Genomic DNA, 12,798 nt, shown 5'->3' on the forward strand with positions numbered 1-12,798 from the left:
ATATCCATCCCAGCATACGCTTGCCCTGCAAGCTACAGACATGGAACTGGGGCTCCGCTGACGCAGGCGGCGTAAGGGAAAACATAAGGGCAAAGGCGAAAACAATAGAGCGAAACACAGACTTCCTTCCAAATTATATCTGGAAACTAATATCTTATGCTGCGCTGTCTTATGTCAACTACTGCGTGTATCAGTCGCTGAACACCCCGACCTCGGACCCGGGCTGCGCTGCGATGCTCAGCACGTCGAACATATATTGCGCGACCGAGCGGAAGCAGATGATCCGAAAGCAATCCTCCTGCGTCATCCAGAATGCTGCATTCACCTGCGCGATGCGGCTGCGCCGGAACATGCCCGTGGTAAACACGGACGGAGCCAGATCGACTGGCGTCACCTTAGCCATAACCTCCCGCGCGTTGGGGCCACGGACCTCGAACACCGCACGGGCATCCGAGACATTGACAGCCAGCGCATGAACCTTGCCCAGCTTTGCCGTCAAAGTGGCAAGCATGGAGCCTGCGTCCTCATAGGCGCACGTCAGCAACAGCTCATCCGGAGACATCCACGCGACGGCCTTATCCGCTTGCGACAGACATTCACGCTGATCCGGCAACCCGAGCGCGACAGCGGCAGAAACCGCCTTGACCAACGGTTTGGCGGACAGATCACCGCGCAGGGTGATCATGCCTTGCGGGGGCAGTTCGGAAATATGTGCAATGCCAGCGTCATAGCTGGCATTATCGAGGGCAGATACGGGGTTATGCATTTTGCTTCTCTCCCTCTTTGTCATAGAAAACCGGATCGACAATGCGCGCGCTATAGGTTTTGCCATCGGTTCCGGGGAACTCCAGCACCTCGCCCATGCGGTCAGGCCCGTGCAAAACCAATCCCATAGCGATGCCTTTGCCCAAAGTCGGCGACATATAGCTAGAGGTTACGCGCCCGATCATGTTGCGCTGGCCATTGGCATTGGTGCCCTCGCCCACGGCATAAGCCCCATCCGGCAAGACCGAGCCATCCGTTGTCTCCAACCCGACCAGCTTCCAGCGCTCAGGATCTGCCATATGGCTGCGCAGATGGGCGCGTTTACCCAGATAATCTTCTTTTTTCTTGCTCAGTGCCCAGTGCAAATTGAGGTCTTGCGGGATGACCGTGCCATCCGTCTCGTCCCCGATCATGATAAAGCCCTTTTCGGCGCGCAGGATGTGCAGACATTCGGTGCCATAGGGCATAACGCCCAAATCGCTGCCCACCGCCATCAGCGCATCCCAGAATGCCTGCCCGTGACACGCATCTACCGCAATCTCATAGCTCAGCTCACCAGAGAAAGAGATCCGGTAGACGCGGCACTTAAAGCCTCCGATCTCACCGTCGGCCCACTCCATGAAGCCAAGCGCCTCTTTCGAAACATCCATACCACCAAGATTTTCGAGCGCCTTACGGGCGTTCGGGCCAACCACGGCAATCTGCGCATATTGCTCGGTCACATTGGCCACGTAGACCTTCATGTCCCACCATTCGGTTTGCAGCCACTCCTCCATATGGGCGTGGATGCTATCGGCACCGCCGGTGGTGGTGTGGCACAGCCATGTGTCCTCATCGATGCGCGCAACCACGCCGTCGTCGATCAGGAAGCCGTTGTCATTGCACATCAACCCATAGCGGCATTTGCCGGGCTTCAGCGTGCTCATCATGTTGGTGTACATCATATCAAGGAAACGGCCTGCATCCGGGCCCTTCACGATGATCTTGCCCAAGGTCGACGCATCCAGCAGCCCGAGGTTTTCACGGGTATTGCTGACCTCGCGCATCACCGCGTCATGGGTGCTCTCGCCCGCTTGCTTATAGGCATAGGGGCGGCGCCATTGGCCAACAGGCTCCCATTCGGCACCATTGGCTTGGTGCCAGTCATACATGGGCGTTTGGCGGACCGGCTGGAACGCTGCATCGCGTGCCTCGCCACCAATCGCGCCCATGGAAATCGGGTGATACGGTGGGCGGAACGTGGTTGTCCCCACCGCAGGAATATCTTCACCCATTGCATGAGAAAGTGTCGCAAGGCCATTGATATTGCTTAACTTACCCTGATCCGTCGCCATACCCAATGTGGTGTAGCGCTTGGCGTGTTCAACGCTGACAAACCCCTCTTGGGCGGCCAGCCGAACGTCGGATACTTTCACATCGTTCTGATAGTCTAGCCACGCCTTTTCCCGCAGCTTGACCGAGGCCCCCTGCGGCATCAGCCAGACCGGCAGCATCGGCGCCTCTGCGCGGCGCTCGCCCTTGGAGGCTTTGGCATCGCGGGGTAGTTTCCGGCCCAGACAGCGCAGCGTGCCATCCGCCGCGGCAAAGGCATCATTGAGCAGATCATCCAGCGCAAATGTCCCGGAAGCCGCGCCCGCGGTTGAGACAAACTGCCCCCCGTCCGTACCTGTCGGCGGGCGGTTGGGATCAGGGCTAAAGCAGGCGTTGGTTTCATCCCAGCTCAGCTTGCCACCGCAGTGCGACCACAGGTGCACCACCGGCGACCAACCACCGGACATGGCAACCGCGTCACACGCGATCTCTTCAAGCACAGCCCCCTCGCCAGATTGCGAGCACACAGCAACACCTGTCACGCGTTTGCCGCCCTTCACGCTCGACACGGCGTGGCCCATCAGCACCCTGATGCCCAAGGCTTTGGCCTGCTCCATCGCTTCACTGTCTTGCGCCAGCACGCGGGCGTCCAGAATGGCGGGCACATCGAGGCCTGCATTTTTCAACGCAAAGGCCGTGAGATAAGCATCGTCATTATTGGTCACCACAACCGTGCGGTCCCCGACCGACACCCCGTAGTTGACCACATAATCCCGCACAGCCGCCGCCAACATCACGCCGGGGATATCATTGCCCGCAAAGCTGAGTGGGCGTTCAATCGCGCCGGTTGCGGTGATGATATGGCCCGCGCGAATACGCCACAGGCGATGCCGTGGCCCTTTGGCCAGCGGCGCGTGATCGGTCAGGCGTTCATAGCCGAGCACATAGCCGTGGTCATACACCCCCGCGCCCATGGTGCGCAGACGCATTGTGACGTTTTCCAACTTTTCGAGCTGGGCCACAGTTGCGTCGATCCAGTCCTGCACAGGCGCGCCGTCGATCTCACCGCCGTCAACGGGCGCACGCCCGCCCCAATGGGCCGTCTGCTCCAGCAGCATAACCCGCGCCCCTGAGAGAGCCGCAACACGTGCCGCCTCAAGCCCGGCAATACCGCCGCCTACAATCAGAACATCGCAAAAGCTGTGGAAATGCTCGTAAGTATCCTCATCGCGGGCCTTTGGCGCACGGCCAAGCCCGGCAGAATGGCGGATAATCGGCTCATAGACATGTTTCCACAGCGGGCGTGGATGGATGAACATCTTGTAATAAAAACCCGCTGGCAAAAAGCGGCCAAGGTATTTGTTAATCGCGCCCACATCGAACTCGAGGCTGGGCCAGTGGTTCTGGCTTTCGGCGCGCAACCCGTTGAAAAGCTCTGTCGTGGTCACGCGGGCGTTTGGCTCGAACTTGCCCTCAGCGCCAAGATTTACAAGGCCGTTGGGCTCTTCCGCGCCCGAGGCGACAATGCCGCGCGGGCGGTGGTATTTGAACGACCGCCCCACCAGCATCTGATCATTGGCAAGCAAGGCCGAGGCCAGCGTATCGCCCTCAAACCCGTCCATGTGTTTGCCATTAAAGCGGAATTTGACGGGCTTGGATTTGTTCAACAGGCGGCCACCTGTGGCAAGACGGGTGCTCATGCGCGATGCTCCGACAAAAGATATGAGTTAACAGGCAGGCAGGAGGCGGGCATCATGCAGTCTCCCTCCAACCGGGGCGGCGCGCGTCGATATGCGCCAGCAGTTCCTGCGGCGGCTCCAGCGTTTGCGCGCTATAGGTGCCAAAGACCTCCAGCGTCATGGTGCAACGGGCCATATGAAACCACTTGCCGCATCCGTATTGATGCCGCCAGCGCTCAAAATGCACGCCTTTGGGGTTTTTACGCATGAACAGGTATTCTTCGACCTTGTCATCGGACGCGCCCATCGCGTGCCGCGTGATATGCGCCTCGCCGTGCGCGTGAAATTCGGTTTCCTCGGCGGTCACACCGCAGCAAGGGCAGGATACGATCAGCATGTTTTCCATCCATTTCCGTGAATTAAGCAGTGAAGAAGGTCACCGTAACCCAATTGCAAAGTGCCCAAGCAAAACACAGTTGCCTCTTTTGTATAGTTCTTGCGCCTTTGCGTTGTCACAATGGATTGCCCCTCATCGCCGACCACTTCATCGAAACTAGCGAGCTTAGTAATTGAAGCCTTGTAGTCACCAAAGTGCAGATCGACGTAAGAGACATAAAGCAGTGCTAAGCGCGCGCCTGTCTCCGTTTCAAAAACTAATCTGTCAGCGTCCTCAACCAGGGTTCTAAAAATACCAAAATGCAGACCCGCATAAAGGATACCTATTGAGCCGGCTCTCAGAAATTGTCCCGACGATCCCCATAATAGCAAAGCTGCCGACAATGATAGCCACAACCAGACCAGCACCCCAGTCGCCCTGAGAGCGTTCTCACGCCTTGTCGTGGCGAATTCCCCTCTAGGCTGAAAGATGTTAGGTAGCTCTCGGCACATCAGTGCGCGACCCCCGCAGCAACGCTTTCATCGATGAACCGACCTTCGGTAAAGCGCTCCAACCCAAAAGCATCTGTCAAAGGCGAGCGGCCCTTGGCCATCAGCTCGGCCATGGCCCAGCCGGAGCCGGGGATCGCTTTGAATCCGCCGGTGCCCCAACCGCAGTTGATAAAGATGCCGTCGACAGGCGTTTTTGACAGGATGGGTGAGCGGTCGCCGGTGACATCCACGATGCCGCCCCATTGGCGCAGCATTTTGAGGCGGCTGACCATGGGGAAGGTCTCGATCAGGGCGCGCACGGTTTCCTCGATATGATGGAAAGACCCCCGCTGCGTGTAGTTGTTATAGCCGTCCGTGCCGCCGCCGATAACCATTTCGCCCTTATCAGATTGGCTCATGTAGCCATGCACAGTGTTGGCCATCACAACCACATCCATACAGGGTTTGATCGGTTCAGACACAAGCGCCTGAAGCGCCACAGATTCGATGGGCAGACGGAAACCCGCCATATCGGCCAGATGGCCGGAGTGCCCTGCCACAACCATGCCCAACTTATCACAGCCGATGTCGCCTTTGGTGGTGCTGACGCCCACAACCTTGCCACCTTCCGAACGGATACCGGTGACTTCGCATTGCTGGATCACATCCATGCCCATATCAGAGCACGCACGCGCATAGCCCCACGCCACGGCATCGTGACGCGCTGTGCCGCCACGGGCCTGCCACAAGCCACCCAGCACAGGATAGCGGGGACCGGCCAAATTGATGATCGGCACCAGCTCTTTTACGCGTTGCGGGCTGATGAATTCAGTCGACACGCCCTGCAACATGTTTGCATGGGCCGTACGCTTGTATCCGCGCACCTCATGTTCGGTTTGTGCAAGCATGATGAGCCCACGTGGGGAAAACATCACATTATAGTTGAGATCTTGCGACATCGTCTCATACAGGCTGCGCGCTTTTTCATAGATTGCGGCGGATGGATCCTGCAAATAATTGGACCGGATGATGGTTGTATTGCGGCCCGTGTTGCCGCCGCCCAGCCACCCCTTTTCAAGGATCGCAACATTGGTGATGCCGAAGTTTTTGCCCAGGTAATAGGCCGTGGCCAGCCCGTGCCCGCCTGCCCCGATGATGATCGCGTCATAATGCTTTTTCGGAGCGGCATCCCGCCATGCGCGGGTCCAGCCGGTGTGATGGCGCATCGCTTCGCGGGCCACTGCAAATACGGAGTATTTTTTCATCGCTGGGTTCCTGAGGCAGAAATGAGATGGAATCGGGCCAATGCCCGCTTTGGTTCTTTCATGGGGGAGACCGCAGAAAAAGAGGATACTCCCCGCGGCACTCTTTACCTTTTTTACGACATAGGTCGCAAGCAGGGGCAAGGGAGGGCTATTCGTCGCGGGCAGGACGATGGGCTCTTTTGGTTGGGCGCTGTGCGTATTACACGAAAGGCAGACAAACGCGAGGAGACGGGCGGTGTTGGGGTTTTGGGTTATTGCAGCGGTGATCACGCTTATCGTGGCGGCTGTGTTGTTGCGCGCGCTTATGCGTGGGGCGGATCGTGATGTTGCCCCACGGGCTGCGTCCGATATGGATGTCTACCGCGCGCAATTAGCCGAAGTAGACCGCGACGTAGCACGCGGGGTGATTGCTCCTGCGGATGCCGAACGCGTGCATGCCGAGGTCGCGCGCCGTCTGATTGCTGCCGATAAGGCGCAAAAATCCGATACCCGCAGCAAATCCCACGCTCCGGCGGGCATCGCTATCGCGATTATCATGATCGCCATTCTTGGCAGTGTCGCAAGCTACCTGTGGCTGGGGCAACCGGGCTATAGCGATATGGGCCTGCAGGATCGCATCGCCTTTGCCGAGGAAGTGCGCAAAACCCGGCCAAGGCAGGCCGCTGCCGAAGCCTCCCTGCCCGCCTTTGTCGATCCCGATGAAATGGACGACCGCTATAGAACGCTAATGTCCCAACTGCGCAGCACTGTGGCCGAACGGCCCGATGATTTGCAAGGGCACACGCTTTTGGCCCAACAAGAACGCCGTCTGGGGAATTTTCTAGCAGCAAAGGCGGCACAACAGCGCGTGGTCACCCTGAAAGGCGCTGAAGTATCATCACAGGATCTGGCCGATCTGGGTGAATTGCAGGTATTGGCAGCAGGCGGCTATGTCTCTCCCGAGGCCGAAACCAGCCTGCGCGCCGCATTGGTGCAGGCCCCCGACAACAGCACTGCGCGCTATTATCTGGGTTTGATGCTGGTCCAGACAGGACGGCCAGATCAGGCGTTTCGCATCTGGGATGCCTTGTTGCGCGCAGGCCCCGAAGACGCGCCGTGGATTCCGCCCATTGTGGCCCAGATCGAAGAGCTGGCACAGCGCGCCGGCGTCAATTATGCCCTGCCCGAGATTGGCAGCAGCAGCCGTGGCCCCACCGCCTCTGACCTCGAAAACGCGGCACAGCTAACGCCGGGCGAACGGATGGAGATGATCGGCAGCATGGTTGCCGGCCTGTCAGAGCGGCTGGCCACTGAAGGCGGACCTTCGCGCGATTGGGCGCGCTTGATTTCATCGCTGGGCGTGTTGGGCGAATGGCAGCGTGCCGCAGCTATTCATGCCAATGCCCTCGAGGTATTTGCAAATGATCCAAATGCAATTGATCTGATTAACGAAGCAGGACGCAAAGCGGGTGTGGTTGAATGATATATGGGAAAATCGAAGATTTCGCCACTGCGCTGCCCGACATGCGTGCCCTGATCGGTCTTGATCTGGGGGAAAAGACCATTGGCGTCGCAGTCACGGACAGTTTTCTTTCCGTCGCAACCCCGCTTGAGACCGTGCGCCGCAAGAAATTCGGGCTGGATGCCGCGCGGCTGTCAGAAATCATCGCCGAGCGCAAAATCGGCGGGCTGATCCTTGGCCTGCCCTATAATATGGACGGATCGGAAGGCCCGCGCTGCCAATCCACGCGGGCTTTTGCGCGCAATTTTGACAAACTCCACCCTGCCCTGCCTATCAGCTTTTGGGACGAACGCCTGTCCACCGTGGCTGCCGAACGCGCACTGCTCGAGGCAGATACTTCGCGCAAACGGCGGGCCGAGGTCATTGATCATGTAGCAGCGGGATATATCTTGCAGGGGGTGCTGGACCGGATACGGGTCCTAAAGGGAGCGTAGGTAATGAATGATGAAATCTGGAAACGCGCCGAGGCCGACAGCCCCTGTATCAAGATTTGCGTGATCCATCCCGAAAGCCGCCTGTGTACGGGGTGCCTACGCACAATCGATGAGATCGGTGCATGGTCGCGGATGACGCCCGAGGCGCGGCGTAGCGTCATGGACGCGCTGCCTGCCCGCGCCGGTGATCTGACTAAACGGCGCGGTGGCCGTGCAGCGCGATTGGCGAAAAAGACCTGACCCTAGCGCGGCTCGGGCGCCCCGAACATTGCAAGCGCCGCGTTACGGCGCATCTGACGCGGAAAACGGACGACTTGCGGCGTATGGATATCGTTTGCCGCCTCCAGCATCGTACCCCGTGCAAAGGCTGCGCAGGGCGCATTAAGCGCAGGATAGGCTAACGCATCATTCCGCTCCGGATTGAAATACGCAAGACGGCCGTGGGGACCTGTAATAATCTGCTTCATCGTATCTGCCTCAACTCAAAACCCCTCTGACGGAGGTGTGTCTTGAGCCTACATGCCAATCAGTTGGGGCAACAATACGGCAAGGTCGAGTTTATTGTGCGTCCAAAGGAAACTGTTGCCCGCCTGCACAGTACAGCGCAAGCTGCCGAGGGACTTCAGATCGGTCACACATATTTATTGAAACCCGACAGCGTTGAAGATCGCCCCCCATCATAGCAGAATACTTCAACAGACAAAGCGAACCTTGATAGCACGTGCGGCGAACGGCAGGAATGAGCCCTTAGTGAAACAAGTGTATCTCCCGATTAATCCTTTTGATAATACAACAACATGTTTGTCATTGGCCTTTCAAAATTGATCAATCGTAACCTGATCCACTTCTTTGATCAAAGTCGTATCAGGTATATGATCTTTGTGTTTCCCGCTTACCAAATCTTAGCATTCATCAGCATCGCTGCAGTTGTCTTTTCATTTGAAGCAGCAAGCACATCGCTTTACTTTATGCCGATAGGGTTGATCTTGACCATCTTCATGGGCGTTCCTATTTTCGCAAGTTGGCATCTCTCGTGCCTCCTATTCGGCATTGGATATTTCGGATTCTTTGCAAGGCTCGGAATTCCATTTATGCCTTGGGTAACAAGGCATCTTGAGGGGGCTGTAAATTGGTTCAGGCCTGTGCGGTAGGTACCGATCTTTGACTTCTTCAACTGTCACTTGGTCCGCATAGCGGTCCTTAAGGTTTATTAACACGAAGGTCCGGTTTGTGTGCGAAGCCGTGATGGAAATCAATGAAGCACTTTGGCAGTTTGCATGATTACCACCGCACCACAGTCAAAGCGATAACCACTCGGCTGCGCCCCCTGCACATTCGGGGCGGAAAAACGCGATCATACGCCCCTCTTGGGTCGCGTCTTTCTCTGGGGCCCGGCTCTCCGGCCCCCAAGGCTGTGTCCCATGCAGAATAAAGGGATGCAGCACAGCCGACTGCCCCACCTCCAGCTCAAGCGGCACTTGTGGGCAGGTCTCAAAAACCTTGCGCCGCGCCTCCTGATAGGCCTGCGTGATGTCTACCTTTGCGGGCACACGAGAGCCGATGGCCTCTTGCAGGGCCGATTGCATGATTTTCTGGCTCCCGCGCCATACCACCGTCGGAGAGCGGGGTACGGCATTTAGCGGGATCGACAGAATATATGCGTGGTATTCCATGGCAAACCGCCGCCTCAAAGCTCCGGTGGGAAGCAACCCGTCCACATGAGCCGCCGACCGCGTGATCCGGTAGCGATGATTGGCCTCGCTTTCGTCACTGTCCCGTTTGGGATACCCGGGGTAGATTATCGAAAGCTGCGCAGGATGCAGCGGCAAATCCGGCAGCTGCCCCTGCCATGGCCCGACCAATGGCACATTGCCGATGCTACCATCGGGCCCATTGGGCAAGGCATCCACGCCTACAAACCACGTCCGCTGATGGCGCAAATTCTCCGGCCCGCATTTGTTAGGCTCCAGCGCAACAGAACAGGCGATCCGGTGAGCTTCGCGCGCCCATGCCTCGACATGCGGGTCATGATCAAAGACCAAAAAGCCGTCATCCCCTGTCAGCCGGTCAAGCATCACACCACCGCTAGCCCGCGCGCGCCTGGGCTGCGGCCTGGGCTTGCGCCTGTGTTTGCTCAAGGGCGCTGCGGATCAGTGCTGTGCCTGCGTCGGGCAAATGCGCCCCCTCGGACAAGACCCGCCGCCAGATGCGCGCGCCCGGTTTGCCTGCAAACAACCCCAGCATATGCCGCGTTACACTAGACAGCTTGCCTCCTGCCTCCAGATGCGCCTCGATGTAGGGAAGCATGTCCAGAACGACATCTTCAGGCGTGCAATCCTCCCCGTCGCCATAAATACGGCGGTCCGCCCCACACAGGATATCGGCGGGCTGGTGATAGGCCGCGCGCCCGATCATCACCCCGTCCACCCCTGCATCAAGCGCGGCCTCGGCGGCCTCCAGCGTGGTGATCCCGCCATTGAGCGAAATATGAAGGTTCGGAAAATATTCTTTCATAAGATGAACCAGCGGGTAATCCAGCGGCGGAATATCACGGTTCTCCTTTGGGCTAAGCCCGTCCAGCCACGCTTTGCGGGCATGGATGGTTACCCGCTCGATCCCTGCCGCGACGACACGGCTCAGAAACTCGGGCAACACCACATGAGGATCTTGGTCATCTACCCCGATGCGGCATTTTACCGTGACTTCGACATCAACGGCGCGGCGCATGGCCGTGACGCAGCGCGCCACCAATGCCGCGTCTTTCATCAGCACAGCCCCGAAAGCCCCCGATTGCACACGGTCAGACGGGCAGCCCACATTGAGGTTGATCTCGTCATAGCCTGCCTGCGCCCCGATCCGTGCCGCCTCGGCCAGCTCTGCGGGATCAGATCCGCCCAATTGCAACGCCACGGGATGCTCTGCCGGATCATGGTCCAGCAAATGCAGTGCCCCGCCTCGCACCAATGCAGGCGCTGTCACCATCTCGGTATACAACAAAGTGCGCGCGCTCATTAGACGGTGCAAGTAGCGACAATGGCGATCCGTCCAATCCATCATCGGGGCAACGGACAGGCGGGCAGCGCGGGAAATCTCCGACTTTCCTTGTTTTATTGGGTTTCCCAATTCAGTCACCTTTTCCGCTTTCCTCGATTTAGGGCGTGGTAGCCCTTACTTTTGCGCTCAGCGCAACAAATTATTGCACTGCTGGCAGAATGTTGCACCGCCGCACCTGCGGGCCAATACTTCGGTGTCTGGATATCGAACCATAAACATGGATTCAACCGCCCCGCCTCAATAGCTTTCGCAGGTCCGGTGCCGCAAATCTGGCTTATGGTTCGTTATTCGATCCTGAAGGGGACACTGCCGCGGGCGTTGTGATCTACATGGATTTCCTTGCCAATCGGCGGGACCGAACGCTGCAGGCAATCGGTGCGCTCACAAATGCGGCAGCTTGAGCCGATGGGGTCAAAGTTGCTCTCGACGGTCAGGTCAAGATCATCCGCATAAACCACATGACCCGCGTGTTTGATCTCACAGCCCAGACCGATCACATATTTACGGACGGGGGATTTGAACCCCGCCACGCGCTTGGTCTGATCAAAGGCCAGCGACAGGTACTTTACCCCGTCCGGCGTCACCGCAAGCTGGCGCAGAATTTCGCCGGGGGACTGGAATGCGTGATGCACATTCCACAGCGGGCAACTGCCGCCAAAGCGGGTGAATTGTAGTGATGTGGCACTGTGGCGTTTGGTGATATTACCCGCCTGATCAATCCGTAAAAAGTAGAACGGGATACCACGGTTCCCCCCGCGCTGAAGCGAGCTTAGCCGGTGGCAGACCTGTTCGGTGCTGGCATCAAACCGAAACCCCAGCTTCTCTAGATCGTGACGCTCTTCCTTGGCCGCATTGGCAAACTCGGCATAGGGCAGAACCACCGCCCCCGCAAAATAGTTGGCATAGGTCATCCGGCACACATCGCGCGCCGCTTGGGTGTGAAAATCCGCCGTATCCAGCAAGCTCTCGATCAGGGAGCCCTGCTCCATCAGCCCCACCTGATAGGCCAGCTGGAACAGGTTCGTCGCTTTTGTGGAGGCCGCATTGAGATAAAGCGTTTTCGTCGCTGTCTCGAACGAACGGATGGTGCTTGAGCTTGGTTTATCCTTGCGCAGAACGACATGAACGCCGTGCCTGTGATTGAGGTAATCGACAAGGTCCGCCTGACGGTCCGCCCCTGCGCGCTTGACTGACCCGGCAAAGGTCTCGGCCGCGCGGTCGAGTTCGTCAATATAGTTGTCTTTATAGTGAAAGTGATCGCGCACTTCTTCATATGGTAGCGGCGCGAGGGAGGTGTCGTTCTCTTTGAGCGCCGAATCCACCTTGCCAAGCTGTTCGCGCGACTTCTGGAACATCGCATAAAGGTCCAAAAACGCCTTTGTCACATTGGGCGCATTGGTCGCCGCGACCTTTATCTCCTGCATCAGAACGTCGTTTTCGGCAAATATCGGGTCTGACAGCACCTCTTGTAGGTCTACGGACACTTTGCCGGCACCATCAAGCGCGAGTTCGGCAAGGTCAAAGTCAAACACATCAACCAACGCAAGAATCACAGACCCCGACAGCGCCCTTTGGTTGTTTTCTATTTGATTCAAATAGCTTGTCGAGATTGAGATTTGCTGAGCGAATACAGCCTGCGTGAGGTTCAAACTTTGCCGTAACAACCGTATGCGCGCACCGGCGAAGATTTTTCTTGAACTATTGGGCATTTTTACTTTTTCGCAATTTGCATTTTTGAAGATGTGATTATTTACATATTAGCACGTTTAGCTCTTTGAGAAACCGGCATTTCAATTACGGTTCAACCTGAATGGGACGATGATACCTGAAAAAATGCTATTCGGGAGGGGGTAGCGTTATTTTTCACACCATGCCTTGGGCATGCAACACGTTGGCGGCCCTATAGTGCCCTAACATGCCCG

12 protein-coding genes are annotated in these 12,798 nt (G+C 57.5%); 3 read left to right on the forward strand and 9 right to left on the reverse strand.

Annotation, left to right across the window (positions count from 1 at the left end; all coding sequences use genetic code 11):
- Nucleotides 1–190: 190 nt before the first annotated feature.
- The 5 genes from ABJM03_RS02360 to ABJM03_RS02380 all read right to left on the reverse strand — a co-directional run bounded on the left by ABJM03_RS02360 (nt 191) and on the right by ABJM03_RS02380 (nt 5,887).
- Nucleotides 191–766: a sarcosine oxidase subunit gamma family protein gene (locus ABJM03_RS02360; protein ID WP_348415281.1), complete on the reverse strand. Its 576-nt coding sequence runs from the start codon at nt 764–766 to the stop codon at nt 191–193.
- Nucleotides 759–3,776 carry a sarcosine oxidase subunit alpha family protein gene (locus tag ABJM03_RS02365; protein ID WP_348415282.1) on the reverse strand — a complete coding sequence of 1,006 codons (3,018 nt, stop codon included), beginning with the start codon at nt 3,774–3,776 and terminating at the stop codon, nt 759–761. The genes ABJM03_RS02360 and ABJM03_RS02365 overlap by 8 nt, the downstream gene beginning before the upstream one ends.
- Before the next feature lie 52 nt (nt 3,777–3,828).
- Nucleotides 3,829–4,152, reverse strand: coding sequence for a sarcosine oxidase subunit delta (locus ABJM03_RS02370; RefSeq protein ID WP_348415283.1), 324 nt, complete (start codon nt 4,150–4,152; stop codon nt 3,829–3,831).
- Complete coding sequence (locus ABJM03_RS02375) at nt 4,146–4,559, reverse strand: hypothetical protein (protein ID WP_348415284.1); 414 nt, start codon at nt 4,557–4,559, stop codon at nt 4,146–4,148. Before ABJM03_RS02375 ends, ABJM03_RS02370 begins: the two co-directional genes overlap by 7 nt.
- Before the next feature lie 83 nt (nt 4,560–4,642).
- Entirely contained in the window at nt 4,643–5,887 is a 1,245-nt protein-coding gene (locus tag ABJM03_RS02380) for a sarcosine oxidase subunit beta family protein (protein ID WP_348415285.1), read from the reverse strand.
- A gap of 235 nt (nt 5,888–6,122) precedes the next feature.
- Between ABJM03_RS02380 and ccmI the strand changes: the two genes are divergently transcribed.
- Genes ccmI through ABJM03_RS02395 form a run of 3 tightly spaced genes read left to right on the forward strand, consistent with a single transcriptional unit; the run spans nt 6,123 to nt 8,062 of the window.
- Nucleotides 6,123–7,349, forward strand: coding sequence for a c-type cytochrome biogenesis protein CcmI (gene ccmI / locus ABJM03_RS02385; RefSeq protein ID WP_348415286.1), 1,227 nt, complete (start codon nt 6,123–6,125; stop codon nt 7,347–7,349).
- Complete coding sequence (gene ruvX, locus ABJM03_RS02390; protein WP_348415287.1) at nt 7,346–7,822, forward strand: Holliday junction resolvase RuvX; 477 nt, start codon at nt 7,346–7,348, stop codon at nt 7,820–7,822. Before ccmI ends, ruvX begins: the two co-directional genes overlap by 4 nt.
- Nucleotides 7,823–7,825: 3 nt before the next feature.
- Entirely contained in the window at nt 7,826–8,062 is a 237-nt protein-coding gene (locus ABJM03_RS02395) for a DUF1289 domain-containing protein (protein ID WP_348415288.1), read from the forward strand.
- A gap of 2 nt (nt 8,063–8,064) precedes the next feature.
- Here ABJM03_RS02395 and ABJM03_RS02400 read toward each other — a convergent pair whose 3' ends face one another.
- The 4 genes from ABJM03_RS02400 to ABJM03_RS02415 form a co-directional block, all read right to left on the reverse strand.
- Nucleotides 8,065–8,289, reverse strand: coding sequence for a hypothetical protein (locus tag ABJM03_RS02400; RefSeq protein WP_348415289.1), 225 nt, complete (start codon nt 8,287–8,289; stop codon nt 8,065–8,067).
- 831 nt (nt 8,290–9,120) lie between these two features.
- Nucleotides 9,121–9,897, reverse strand: coding sequence for a hypothetical protein (locus ABJM03_RS02405; protein WP_348415290.1), 777 nt, complete (start codon nt 9,895–9,897; stop codon nt 9,121–9,123).
- Between the two features lie 10 nt (nt 9,898–9,907).
- Entirely contained in the window at nt 9,908–10,954 is a 1,047-nt protein-coding gene (gene dusA / locus ABJM03_RS02410; protein WP_348415291.1) for a tRNA dihydrouridine(20/20a) synthase DusA, read from the reverse strand.
- 206 nt (nt 10,955–11,160) lie between these two features.
- Nucleotides 11,161–12,585: a short-chain fatty acyl-CoA regulator family protein gene (locus ABJM03_RS02415; protein ID WP_348415292.1), complete on the reverse strand. Its 1,425-nt coding sequence runs from the start codon at nt 12,583–12,585 to the stop codon at nt 11,161–11,163.
- Nucleotides 12,586–12,798 lie beyond the last annotated feature (213 nt).

Source organism: Sulfitobacter sp. (assembly GCF_039977885.1).
Lineage (GTDB): Bacteria > Pseudomonadota > Alphaproteobacteria > Rhodobacterales > Rhodobacteraceae > Sulfitobacter.

Excerpts from the sequence above, each read along its gene's own strand:
- ABJM03_RS02405 (WP_348415290.1), bottom strand. The coding sequence starts at position 9,897 with ATGCTTGACCGGCTGACAGGGGATGACGGCTTTTTGGTCTTTGATCAT.
- ABJM03_RS02380 (WP_348415285.1), bottom strand. The coding sequence starts at position 5,887 with ATGAAAAAATACTCCGTATTTGCAGTGGCCCGCGAAGCGATGCGCCAT.
- ABJM03_RS02370 (WP_348415283.1), bottom strand. The coding sequence starts at position 4,152 with ATGCTGATCGTATCCTGCCCTTGCTGCGGTGTGACCGCCGAGGAAACC.
- ABJM03_RS02395 (WP_348415288.1), top strand. The coding sequence starts at position 7,826 with ATGAATGATGAAATCTGGAAACGCGCCGAGGCCGACAGCCCCTGTATC.
- ABJM03_RS02415 (WP_348415292.1), bottom strand. The coding sequence starts at position 12,585 with ATGCCCAATAGTTCAAGAAAAATCTTCGCCGGTGCGCGCATACGGTTG.
- ABJM03_RS02360 (WP_348415281.1), bottom strand. The coding sequence starts at position 766 with ATGCATAACCCCGTATCTGCCCTCGATAATGCCAGCTATGACGCTGGC.
- ABJM03_RS02365 (WP_348415282.1), bottom strand. The coding sequence starts at position 3,776 with ATGAGCACCCGTCTTGCCACAGGTGGCCGCCTGTTGAACAAATCCAAG.
- ABJM03_RS02400 (WP_348415289.1), bottom strand. The coding sequence starts at position 8,289 with ATGAAGCAGATTATTACAGGTCCCCACGGCCGTCTTGCGTATTTCAAT.
- ruvX (WP_348415287.1), top strand. The coding sequence starts at position 7,346 with ATGATATATGGGAAAATCGAAGATTTCGCCACTGCGCTGCCCGACATG.